General features: G+C 65.4%; 1 protein-coding gene. It reads left to right on the forward strand.

Translation table 11 applies throughout. From position 1 onward, the window contains the following. A partial coding sequence (locus ACF8ML_RS01970; RefSeq protein WP_392406076.1) for an AMP-binding protein occupies positions 1 to 266 on the forward strand: 266 nt, incomplete at both ends.

Raw genomic sequence — 266 nt, forward strand, 5'->3', positions numbered from 1 at the left:
CAGACCGAAAAGCAGGTGCAGCTGATCCAGGATTTCCGGCCCGACATCATCATGGTCACGCCCAGCTACATGCAGGTGATCGTGGAGGAGATGCAGCGCCAGGGGATGGACCCGCGCGAGAGCTCGCTCAAGATCGGCATCTTCGGCGCCGAGCCCTGGACCGAGGCCATGCGCCGCGAGATCGAGGGCAAGGCGGGGCTGGATGCCGTGGACATCTACGGCCTGTCCGAAGTCATGGGCCCGGGCGTGGCCAGCGAATGCGTGGA

The organism is Delftia sp. WSY_10 (genome assembly GCF_043104705.1).
Taxonomy (GTDB): domain Bacteria; phylum Pseudomonadota; class Gammaproteobacteria; order Burkholderiales; family Burkholderiaceae_C; genus Comamonas; species Comamonas tsuruhatensis.